Genomic DNA, 10204 nt, shown 5'->3' with positions numbered 1-10204 from the left:
CTGGCGGCGGCCGGGCTGCTGGACGGGCGCCCCGCGACGACCCACTGGCGGGACGCCGCCGCCCTGCAGCGCCGCCACCCGCGGATCGACGTCAGGCCGAACCTGCTCTTCGTCGACGACGGCGACCTCCTCACCTCCGCGGGCGTGACCGCCGGCATCGACCTCTGCCTGCACATCATCCGGCGCGACTACGGCGCGGCGGTCGCCAACGCCCGCGCCCGGGCCCTCGTCGCGCCGCCCCAACGCCACGGCGGCCAGGCGCAGTTCATCGAGCGCTTCCGGCCGGCCGCGCGCGGCGACGAGCTGGCGCCGCTGCGCGCCTGGATGCTCGACAACCTCGCCCACCGGCAGAGCGTGGACGAGCTGGCCCGGCGCGCCCACATGTCCCGCCGGACCTTCATCCGCCGCTTCCAGCAGGAGACCGACACCTCGCCGATGGCCTGGCTGACCGCCGCCCGGATCGACTGGGCCCGTGAACTCCTGGAGACCACCACCACGCCCGTCGAACAGGTCGCCCGGCTCAGCGGCCTCGGCAGCCCCGCCAGCTTCCGGGCCGCCTTCCACCGCCACGTCGGCACCTCCCCGGCGGAGTACCGGGCCACCTTCCGCTCGTAGGGGTGGGCCGGGCGGCGGAGTCCACGCGCGTGGGGGCACCTCCCGTCCGCCGGAGGCCGTGTTCCGGCGTGCGGGCAGGTCAGGTCAGGTCCGGTGTCTGGCGTGGTGGGCGACGTAGCGTTGCAGGCCGTCGTGGTTGGAGGGGACGGGGCGGGTGGTGGCGAGGGTGGCGAGCCGGGCGGCGCGGGTGGTGCCGAAGCGGGCGGCGGCGTCCTCGAAGGCCATCGGTGAGCGGTCGGGGCGGGTGGTCGGCACGGGGAGCAGGGCCAGCGCCCCGGCGAGCGGACGGTTGTCGGGGTCGGCGGCGGCCGCCCGCTGGACGGCCTGCCAGAAGTCCCGGTACTCGACCTCGCGCAGGCCGAACGCGGATCCGAAGGCGCCGAGCAGGTCGTCGAGCGGCAGCGGGCCGGGGCGCAGCAGGTGGAAGTAGCCGGTCTGACGGTGGGTGAGGGCGGCGGCCAGCAGCGGGCCGACGTGGTCGACCGGGGTGTAGTCGGTGCTGAGGTCGCTGGTGAAGTAGGCCCCGACCCGCAGGCAGGCCTGGATGAGCAGTTCGACCCGGGAACCGGGGTTGGGGATCCCGGTGCCGGTGGCGGGCATGACCTCGCCGAGCCGGTGCACCGCGACCGCGAGGCCGCGATCGGCGGCGAGCTGGACGAGGTGTTCGGCGACCAGTTTGGACTGCCCGTAGCCGGTGTCGGGGGTGCGCCCGGCCGGGACCGGGAGTTCGGGGACGGGGGTGTCGCCGGCCGGCCCGGTGGGGCAGGCGGCCAGGGTGGAGATGAAGTGCACCGTGGTGGGGCGGCCGGTGGCGGCGAGCCGGAGGAGTTCGACGGTGCCGGTGACGTTGACGCGGCGGTGGGCGCGGTAGCCGCGCACCAGGTTGACCAGGGCGCCGGCGTGCACCACGGTGTCGACCTGCTCGGCCAGCCGGCGGTGCTCGGCGGCGGAGAGGCCGAGCCGGGGGCTGCCCAGGTCGCCGGGTACGGCGTGGATCCGGTGGCCGGTCCGCCCGGACCAGAGCCCGTACCGGTGCAGGGCGTCGGCCAGCCGGCGGCGGGCCGCGGCCGGTCCGTCGGCGCGGACCAGGCAGTGGACGGTGGCGTCGGTCCCGTCCAGCAGGTCGCGCAGCAGCTGGGCGCCGACGAAGCCGGTGGCGCCGGTGAGCAGCAGGTGCCGGGGCGGGCCGGTCGGGGTGCCGGACGGCCGGATGTCGGCGGGCAGGGTGAGGTCGGTGGCGGAGGCCGCGGTGGCGGGCGGGGCGGGGGGCAGGGTGCGGCCGCCGTCGAGCGCGGCGGCCTGCAGCGCGATGGTCGGCGCGTGGACGATGTCCCGGAGCGAGAGCGGGGTGTCGAAGCGGGCCGACACCGCGAGGGCGAGCCGCTGGGCGCGCAGCGAGTCGCCTCCGCTGTCGAAGAAGTCGGCGTCGGGGCTGGTGACGGGTTCCGGCAGCAGGGCGTTCCACAGCTCGGCGAGGGTGCGCTCGGTGCTGCCGCCGGCGGCGGTCCAGCCGTTCGGGTCCAGTGGCGCGCGGGACTTGAGCAGTTCGGCGAGGGCCTTGCGGTCCGTCTTCCCGTTGCCGTTGACCGGGACGGCGTCGAGCCGGACGAACCGCTTGGGGATGAGCTCGGCCGGCAGCAGCGCGCGCAGGTGCGACCTGAGCCGGCCCTTCGTCAGCTCCCCGCGCAGGGTGACGAAGGCGGCCAGGTGCTGCCCGCCGCCCTGGTCGCTGACCAGGACCTTGGCCTCGCGGACCAGGGGGTGCGAGGTGATCGCGTACTCGATCTCGGAGAGCTCCACCCGGACGCCGCCGATCTTCACCTGCTGGTCGCGCCGGCCGTCGAAGTAGAGGAGGCCGTCGGCGCCGTAGTGGCCGAGGTCGCCGGTGCGGTACATCCGCTCTCCGGGGAGCCCGGGGAAGGGGTTCGTGACGAAGGCCAGGGAGGTGCGCTCGGGGTCGCCGAGGTAGCCGGCGCCCAGGCAGGCGCCGCCGATGCAGATCTCGCCGACCTCGCGGTCGGGCGCCGGGTTCCCGTGCTCGTCGAGCACGACCGCCCAGGTGTTGTCGATCGGGCGGCCGATCGGCACGGGGACGGGGTCCTGGGGCGTCACCTCGTGGAAGACGGAGCCGATCGAGGCCTCGGTGGGGCCGAAGGTGTTGGTCACCCTCAGCCGCGGGAGGAGTTTGCGCAGGGCCCGCACGCTGTCCGGGGCGATCTCCTCGCCGCCGACCAGCAGCATCCGCAGGCTCGCCAGGTCGGGAACCAACTCGGGCTGGGAATCGAGGAGTTCGACGAGCGCGGTGAGGATGGTGGGCACGAAGTCGGTCATCGTGACGCGATGGCGCCCGATGACCTCGACGGTCGCGGTGAGGTCGAGGACGTCGTGCGGGCGGGGGATGACGACCCGGCTGCCGCAGCTGAGCGGCCAGAGCAGCTGCCACAGCGAGGAGTCGAAGGTGTGCCGGCTGTTCTGCAGCACCACGTTGTCCGGGGACGTGCCGAACCGCCGGCCCATGGCGAGCAGCCGGTTCGCCAGCCCGCCGTGCAGGTTGAGGGCGCACTTGGGGGTCCCGGTGGAGCCCGAGGTGTAGAAGCCGTAGGCGAGTTCGTCAGGGCGGGGCGGCGCGGGCGCCGGCCGTTCGGGTGGGGCCTGCACCGGGCCCGCGGCCGGCTCCGCGGCCGGCTCCGCGAGCGGATCTGCGGGAGGCCGGGAGACCGGCTCGACGGCGAGGGCCGGGGCGGACCAGCCGTCGGTGCCGGCGCCGGGGGAGAGCAGGACGGCGGCGGGGCGGCAGGCGTCGACCATGGGGCCGAGGCGCGGGCCGGGCCACTGCTCGTCCAGCGGGACGAACACCGCGGCGGAGCGCATCACGGCCAGCATGGCGACCAGCAGTTCGGGCCCGCCGGCCATCACCAGCGGAACGAGGTCGCCCCGCCCCACCCCGGCGCGGACCAGCCGGGCGGCCAGGGCGTCGACCCGCGCCAGCAGCGCGCGGTAGGTCAGGGTGCCGCCGGGGTGCTCGACCGCGACGGCGTCGGGGGTGCGGGCGGCCGCGGCCTCGATGAGGCTCCAGGCGGTGACGTCCGGGTGGTGGGGGACGGTGTCGCCGCAGTACTGGCCCAGCTGCCGCTCGGTCGGGGCTCGCATGGATCTCCCTTGGTTGCTGAACGAGGAAAGGGCGGAGGCGTGGGCGGCGGGGAACGGACGCGCCCGGGCCGGCCCGCGGCCGCAGCAGGTGCGGCCACCGGCCGGCCCGGGAGCGGATCGGAACCTCAGCGGGACCGTGCCGGTCCTCAGACCTCGGTCGCCACCCAGCTGATGTACCAGCCGTGGCTCACGGCGTACTCGACCGTCAGCGGGCGGCCGTCCTGCCAGCGGACGTAGATCCGGAAGCCCTTCGAGGTCGGGGTGTAGATGGTGTTCCCGCCGGTGGTCGTCCACATCGAGTCGCGGCCGCAGAGGTTGGCCGTGTAGACCGGCGTCTCGCTGAAGTTCCCGGCGGAGGTGTCCACGTCGATGTAGATACCGGTGCCGTTGTCGTCCTCGACGTGCTGCTGCCAGTCGTCGATGGCGGTGTTGCCGGCGATGAACCTGGGGTTGGACATACCTGTCTCCTCGCTGTGGTCAGAGAAACGGGCAGGGGGGCGGACCAGAATGGATCGCTGGCTTGCCAGGGATCATCCGCCGCTGCCGAGTCTGGGTGAATCTTCCATTGATCACAAGGGCGCTGAATGCGAACCGTCAAGATTCCGGTTGCGGGTAATGATCGATTCTTGGGTTCGATCAACAAGGCTGCCCTTTCGGCTCCTTGACGCCATGTGGTTCGACCGTGCTATACCTGTGGCTTCTGCCGTGGTCTGGTCACCGATCGTCTGTGTGCGCCGGTCCACCTGTCTCCGGAAACGCGCCGTCTCATATTCCGGACCGTCATGATCTGAATTTCCGTGAATCTTCAGCATGCGAGGAGCGCGTGATAACCATGCCTGAATTCCCTGCTGCCCCGGAGATATCCGCCGCGGATTCCTGGGAGGATCTCGCTCCGGTCGTGGAGCTGGCGTACGGGGGCTACGGGCACTCCGCCGACTACCACGCCTCGGCCGCGTCGATCTTCGAGCCCAAGCGTTCCCTGGTCGCCCGCACCGGCGGCCGCGTCAGCGGGACCTGCGCCGTCTACTCCCTGGAGATGACCCTGCCGGGCGGCCCCCGGCCGGTGGCCGGCCTCGGCTACGTGAGCGTCGCGCCCGAGCACCGGCGGCGCGGCGTGATGAGCGCCATGGTGCGCCGGGTCCTGCACACCCTGCACGACGGCGGCGGCGAGCCGGTGGCCGCCCTCAACACCACCGAGGCCGGGATCTACGGCCGCTTCGGGTTCGGCCTCGCCAGCCAGGCCGCCAAGGTGCGGATCCACCGGCACGCCCGTGGCCTGCGGCTGGACGGCGGCGACCGGACCGACCGCACCGTCCGGATCGGCGAACCGGCGGAGCACACCGCCGCGCTCGCCGCCGTCTACGCCCACTGCGTCCGGGAGCGCCCCGGGACGCTGGGCCGCAACGCGGCCTGGGCCGCCCGCGCGGTCCTCGACCTGCCCGACCACCGGGGCGGATCCGGACGGCTGCTCTGCATGGTGGCCGAGCAGGACGGCGAGCCCTCCGGCTACGCCCTCTACCGGCTCACCGCGGCCTGGGAAGGCGCGGTGCCGCGCTACGAGGTGTCGGTGCGCGAGCTGTTCGCCCGTGACCCCGGCTCGCACACGGCGCTCTGGCACGCCCTGCTCGACGTCGACCTGGCCGGCAGCGTGGTCGCCGACCGGCCGGTGGACGACCCGGTGCTCGCCCTGCTCACCGACCCCCGCAGCGCGGCGCCCGTGCTGCGCGACCAGCTCCACGTGCGCCTGGTGGACGTCGACCGGGCGTTGGAACAGCGCGGCTACGCCACCGAGACCGACCTCGTCCTGGACGTCACCGACCCGCTCTGTCCGTGGAACGAGCGGCGGTTCCGGCTGCGCACCGGCCCCGAGGGCGGCGAGTGCCGGCCCACCACCGCCCCGGCCGACCTGGAACTGGGGGTCCGTGAGCTGGGGGCGGTGCACCTCGGCGGCACCTCCCTGGGGCAGCTCGCCCGGGCCGGCCTGGTCCGCGAGCTGCGCCCCGGCGCCGTCCGCGCCGCGGCCACGGCGTTCCGCCACGACCCGGCCCCGTTCTGCCCGATCGTCTTCTGACGCCGCACCGCCCGGAGCGCCCGCACCCGCCCGCGTACCGGGCCGGTGCGCACCCGGCCGCCCGCGCACCGGCCGCCCCCTCCCCGACATCCGATCGACCACCGGTCGACGCCTGCCCTAGGAGCCTCATGCCCGGTCCCGGATACGCGAACTTCGGCGCCGAGGAGCGCCGCAACCTCCTCGAAGTCGTCGACTCCTGGCTCGCCACCTCCGACGCGCACTCCCGCCCGCCCGGGGTGGACGCCCAGATCCGCGGCCTGGAGCAGGAGTTGTCCGCGCGCTTCGCCAGCCCGCACTGCCTGGCCGTCAACAGCGGCACCTCCGCCCTGCTGGCCGCCCTCGCCGCCCTCGGCATCGGACCGGGCGACGAGGTCATCGTGCCCGGCTACCTCTACACCGCCTCCACCTCGGCCGTCGTCTTCGCCGGCGCCACCCCGGTGCTCGCCGAGATCGACGAATCGCTGACCCTCGACCCGGCCGACGTGCTGGCCCGGATCACCCCGCGCACCAGGGCCATCATGCCGATCCACATGCTCGGCGCGCCGTGCGACCTGGCGGCCCTCGGGCAGATCGCCGACGACCACGGCCTGTACCTGTTGGAGGACGCCGCCCAGGCCTGCGGCGCGACCTACCGGGGCCGACCGGTCGGCACCTTCGGGCAGGCCGGTGCCTTTTCGACCAACATCTTCAAGGTGATCACCGGCGGTGACGGCGGCTTCCTGCTCACCCCGGACGAGCGGGTCTTCCAGCGCGCCTACTCCTTCCACCACCACGGCTGGTTCCCCTACGGCCAGGAGACCGGGGACGGCGACCTGCTGTTCGGCCTCAACCTGCGGATGAACGCCTTCACCGCGGCCGTCGCCCGTGCCCAACTCGCCCGCCTGGACGCCATCCTGGACCACAACCGGACGCTCGCCCGGGCGCTGTCCGCCGCGATCCCGGCCCGCGACGGCCTGCGCCCGCGCCCGCTGCACGACGCCGACGGCGACTGCGCGACCCTGCTGGTCCACGTCTTCGACGACGCGGCGAGCGCCGACGCCGTGGCCAAGGAACTCGGCACCCGCACCCTGCTCCACTCGCCCAAGCACTACTACGGCGGCCTGCCCGAACTCGCCGCCCTGATGGCCGGCGACGCCCGCCCGAGCCCGTTCCGCCGGCCGCCCGGCAAGGCGCGGCACGACTACCGGCCCGGCGCCCTGCCGCGGACCGACGCCGTACTGGCCCGCTCGCTCGCGCTGACCATCGGCCTCACCGACACCTACCTCGGTGCCGACTTCGGGCTGACCGCCCGCAGCACCCTCGCCGACGTCGACGCCGTCGCCGAGCGGTTCAACGCCGCCGTCGCCGCGGTGCTGGGCCCGTGACCGCCGCCGACCCGGCACCCGACGCCGATGCCGACGACGCCGACGTGATCGTGGTCGGCGCCGGCTTCACCGGCCTGGCCGCCGCGCACGAACTCGCCCTGGCCGGCCTTCGCTGCCGGGTCGTCGAATCGGCCGACCGGATCGGCGGCCTGGCCGCCACCTTCCCGGTCGGCGACCGCCAGTTGGAGCGGTTCTACCACCACTGGTTCGACTCCGACCGCGAGATCTTCCGGCTCTGCGCCGAACTCGGCTGCGCCGACCTGGTCGAACGCCACCCCACCAGCACCGGCGTCTACCACGCCAACGCGGTGTACCGCCTCTCCAGCCCGCTCGACGTGCTGCGCTTCGCCCCGCTCCCGCCGGCCGACCGGCTGCGGCTCGGCCTGTCCGCGCTGCGGGCCGGCCGGGTGCGGCACTGGCGGGAGCTGGAGGGGCTCACCGCCGAGCAGTGGCTGGTCCAGCTCGGCCGGCGCCGCGCCTTCGAGGTGGTCTGGCGCCCGCTGCTGGAAGGCAAGTTCGGCTCCTACGCGTCCCAGGTCGGCGCCACCTGGATGTGGACCAAGCTGCACCTGCGGGGCGGCAGCCGCTCCCGCTCCGGGCGGGAGGTGCTGCACTACCTGCGGGGCGGCTCCGGGGCCCTGCTGGACGCCTGGCGCGACCGGCTCCAGCACCTGGGCGTCGACCTGCGCACCGGCAGCCCGGTCGACGCGGTGCTGGTCGGACGGCACGGCGTCACCGGCGTCCGGACCGGCGGGCGCGTCCTGCGCGCCCGCCGGGTCCTGGTGACCACCGCCCCCGGCCTGCTGGCCGGCATGCTCGACGGCGACCTCGGCGCCCATCCCGCCCTCCCGGGGCTGGTCCGCCGGCTGCGCGCCGTCCCCTACCTGGCCAACCTGTGCCTGGTCCTGGAGAACCGCCGCGCCCTGTCCGACACGTACTGGCTCAACGTCACCGACCCGGCGTTCCCCTACGTCGGCGTCATCGAGCACACCAACCTCGACAGCCCGGAGCGCTACGGCGGCCGGCACCTCGTCTACCTGTCGAAGTACCTCCCCGCCGACGCCGAGCTGTACCGGATGAGCGACCAGGAGGTCTACCGGCACAGCCTGCCCCACCTGCGCCGGATGTTCCCGCGCTTCCGCGAGGACTGGGTGCACCGCTACCACGTCTGGCGGGCCGAGCACGCCCAGCCGGTGATCACCCCCGGGTACTCCCGGCGCGTCCCCGAGGTCGAGTGCGCCGTGCCCGGCCTCTACATGTCGAGCATGGCGCAGGTCTTCCCGGAGGACCGCGGCACCAACTACGCCGTGCGGCACGGCCGGACCACCGGACGGCTGATCGCCGACCGGATCCGCACCCGTGAACGCGCGGCACCGCGCACGACACCGACCGAGGAGGCGGTATGACCGACCTGCTGGACATCGCGGCCGCCGAGAACCTGACCGAGGAACAGGTGCACACGCTCTACCGGAGCTTCGTCAGCCGCAGCCAGGTCTCCCTGGTCGGGGCCTTCGGCTTCGGGCACGACCTGGTCGAGAGCGCCGAGGGCTGCTGGATCACCCTGCGCGACGGCCGGCGGATCCTCGACTTCACCGGCGGGATCGGCGTCCTCAACCACGGCCACAACCACCCGAGGATCCTCGCCGCCCGCCGGCGCTTCGCCGAACAGCGCCGGATGGAGGTCCACAAGAACTACCTCTCGCCCTACGTCGCGGCCCTCAGCCACAACCTCGCCCGGCTGCTGCCCGGCGACCTCGACATCAGCTACTTCCCCAACTCCGGCGCGGAGGCGGTCGAAGGCGCCGTCAAACTCGCCTACAAGTACCACGCCGGCCGGCGCGGCACGGTGCTGCACACCGACATCTCCTTCCACGGCAAACTGCTCGGCGCGGGCAGCCTCACCGCCTCGCCCGAACTCCACTTCGACTACCCCCGGATCCCCGGCACCGACTTCTTCGGCTACGGCGACCTCGACTCCTTCGCCCTCGCCCTGGACCGCCACCAGGCGCTGGACGGCGGCAGCGACGTCTACGCGGTGGTCCTGGAACCGTTCAGCGCCTCCAGCCTGCGCGCCTGCCCGGGGGACTTCCTGCGCGAGGTCCGCCGGCTGTGCACCGAGCGGGACATCGTGCTGATCTTCGACGAGGTCTACACCGGCTGGGGCCGCACCGGCGCGCTGTTCCACTTCATGCACCACCCCGGACTGGTCCCCGACGTCGTGACGATGTCCAAGTCCTTCGGCGGTGGCAAGGCGTCCATCGCCGGATACGTGGCCCGCGAACCCGTCTTCCGGCGCGCCTACGACACCCTCCAGGACGCCACCCTGCACAGCACCACCTACTACGGCTTCGGCGAGGAGACCGCCACCGCGCTGGAGGCCGTCGCCGTCGCCGTCGAGGACGACTACCCGGGGCGCGCCCGCAAACTCGGCGCCGTCCTGGAGGCGGGCCTGCGCGACATCGCCGGCCGGCACCGCTCCCTGGTCGCCTCGACCGCCGGAACCGGCGCCCTGCACGGCGTCTTCCTCAAGGCCGGACCGGCCCCGCTCGACCGGCTGCTGCCGCTGCTCCCGGCAGCACTCGGCGGAGACCCCCGGCTTCGGACCAAACTCATCACCGGAGCGGTCATCGCGGCCCTCTACCGCGACCACGGCGTCCTCACCTTCTTCGGCTCCAACCACGGCCTGCCGCTGATCGTCGCCCCGCCGCTGGTCGCCGAGGAACCCGAAGCGGAAACGTTCCTGCACGCGCTCGACGACGTGCTCGCCCAGGGCCCGGCCCGCCTGCTCGGCCGGCTCGCCAAGGAACTGGCCACCGGGAGGCTGCGCCCGTGACGGTCGACCTCCTGCTGCGGATCTGGTCACTGCGCCACCCCGCCCTGGCCGAGCCCGGCCCCCGCGCGGCCGCCCGCGCCCATGTGCTCGGCAGCCTCGGCCGGCTCGCCCCGCACTACCGGGCCGGCGTCGCCCTGGCGCTGCGGCTGGTGCCGCCCGCCCTGCTGCTGC

Annotated in this window: 7 protein-coding genes; 5 read left to right on the top strand and 2 right to left on the bottom strand. The window is 74.1% G+C overall.

From position 1 onward, the window contains the following. Positions 1–615: GlxA family transcriptional regulator (locus tag ABD308_RS15775; protein ID WP_344334002.1), on the top strand; the 615-nt coding region annotated here is incomplete at its 5' end. 84 nt (positions 616–699) lie between these two features. On the opposite strand, the gene ABD308_RS15770 is transcribed toward ABD308_RS15775, so the two are convergent. Further along, positions 700–3765 carry a non-ribosomal peptide synthetase gene (locus tag ABD308_RS15770; RefSeq protein WP_344334001.1) on the bottom strand — a complete coding sequence of 1022 codons (3066 nt, stop codon included), beginning with the start codon at positions 3763–3765 and terminating at the stop codon, positions 700–702. Positions 3766–3911: 146 nt separating this feature from the next. Further along, on the bottom strand, positions 3912–4223 hold the full coding sequence (locus ABD308_RS15765) for a hypothetical protein (protein ID WP_344333999.1): 312 nt from the start codon (positions 4221–4223) through the stop codon (positions 3912–3914). A 374-nt stretch (positions 4224–4597) separates the two neighbouring features. Here ABD308_RS15765 and ABD308_RS15760 point away from each other — a divergent pair, with 374 nt between their 5' ends. From ABD308_RS15760 to ABD308_RS15745, 4 genes are all read left to right on the top strand, one after another. After that, positions 4598–5836, top strand: a complete 1239-nt coding sequence (locus ABD308_RS15760; RefSeq protein WP_344333998.1) for a GNAT family N-acetyltransferase — start codon at positions 4598–4600, stop codon at positions 5834–5836. Between the two features lie 128 nt (positions 5837–5964). Next, positions 5965–7200, top strand: a complete 1236-nt coding sequence (locus tag ABD308_RS15755; protein ID WP_344333997.1) for a DegT/DnrJ/EryC1/StrS family aminotransferase — start codon at positions 5965–5967, stop codon at positions 7198–7200. Next, positions 7197–8606, top strand: coding sequence for an NAD(P)/FAD-dependent oxidoreductase (locus ABD308_RS15750; RefSeq protein WP_344333996.1), 1410 nt, complete (start codon positions 7197–7199; stop codon positions 8604–8606). Before ABD308_RS15755 ends, ABD308_RS15750 begins: the two co-directional genes overlap by 4 nt. After that, positions 8603–10033, top strand: a complete 1431-nt coding sequence (locus tag ABD308_RS15745; protein ID WP_344333994.1) for an aspartate aminotransferase family protein — start codon at positions 8603–8605, stop codon at positions 10031–10033. The genes ABD308_RS15750 and ABD308_RS15745 overlap by 4 nt, the downstream gene beginning before the upstream one ends. The last annotated feature ends 171 nt before the right edge of the window (positions 10034–10204 follow it).

Origin of the sequence: Kitasatospora putterlickiae, from assembly GCF_039527695.1 — a bacterium.
Classification (GTDB): Bacteria; Actinomycetota; Actinomycetes; order Streptomycetales; family Streptomycetaceae; genus Kitasatospora; species Kitasatospora putterlickiae.
Note: the sequence above shows the minus strand (reverse complement) of the source record. Positions and strands in the feature narration are given on the sequence as shown.

What these genes read in the sequence shown, in the direction of transcription:
- ABD308_RS15765 (WP_344333999.1), bottom strand. Translation starts at nt 4,223, where the DNA reads ATGTCCAACCCCAGGTTCATCGCCGGCAACACCGCCATCGACGACTGG.
- ABD308_RS15770 (WP_344334001.1), bottom strand. Translation starts at nt 3,765, where the DNA reads ATGCGAGCCCCGACCGAGCGGCAGCTGGGCCAGTACTGCGGCGACACC.
- ABD308_RS15745 (WP_344333994.1), top strand. Translation starts at nt 8,603, where the DNA reads ATGACCGACCTGCTGGACATCGCGGCCGCCGAGAACCTGACCGAGGAA.
- ABD308_RS15755 (WP_344333997.1), top strand. Translation starts at nt 5,965, where the DNA reads ATGCCCGGTCCCGGATACGCGAACTTCGGCGCCGAGGAGCGCCGCAAC.
- ABD308_RS15760 (WP_344333998.1), top strand. Translation starts at nt 4,598, where the DNA reads ATGCCTGAATTCCCTGCTGCCCCGGAGATATCCGCCGCGGATTCCTGG.